General features: G+C 35.6%; 1 protein-coding gene. It reads right to left on the reverse strand.

The features are described from left to right. Nucleotides 1–24: 24 nt before the first annotated feature. A partial coding sequence (locus A2255_03680) for a hypothetical protein (GenBank protein ID OGI20342.1) occupies nt 25–686 on the reverse strand: 662 nt, incomplete at its 5' end.

The following is a 686-nucleotide window of genomic DNA, read 5'->3' on the forward strand; positions in this document are numbered from 1 at the left end:
TTCATATCACACTATTTCAGGATACTATTTAGCTACAGCTTTTGAAAAATGTATATATTCCAGAATTTCAAAGAATTTATTTGCGGTATTCTGGTAATCTTTTCTTGATGCTTCACCGTTTATAACCATAGCAGCGTTTTTAGCAGAAGGCTTTATGTGAATTTCTGCTTTTGAAGTGGCATTGTTGTAAACGTCTATTGTGGCATCACCTAGATTTCGCTCTTGTGCACGTTTGAAAAATCGCTCTTTCTGTGCCTTATGAGATACATCTACATAAACACAAAAGTCGAAAGCATCTTTTATTTGATTTGTAAGGGTGAACAACCCTTCAGTAATTATTATTCTGGTTGGAATAGCTAATGTATGGTTATCATGTCTTATTGCGGTTCCGCTCATATCATATTTTGGTAACCAGACGGGATTTCCAAGAACCAATTGCTCTATATGCTGTTTTAATAAACTGAGCTCGAAAGCTTTAGGTACATCAAGATCATAGTTTTTGGCAAAGTTGGCAAAGCTGCCGGCTGCTTTTACCATATCTGATCTGTCATAGTAATAATCGTCAGTGTTAACTCGGGTTATAAGGGGTTCAAGAGCATATTTTCTTTGGAAATTATTTATTGCTTCGATTATATCGAAAGTAAATGTTGATTTACCACTGGCAGTTTCTCCTGCTATACCTATTG

It is taken from the genome of Candidatus Melainabacteria bacterium RIFOXYA2_FULL_32_9 (assembly GCA_001784615.1).
In the GTDB taxonomy this organism is placed as follows: Bacteria; Cyanobacteriota; Vampirovibrionia; order Gastranaerophilales; family UBA9579; genus UBA9579.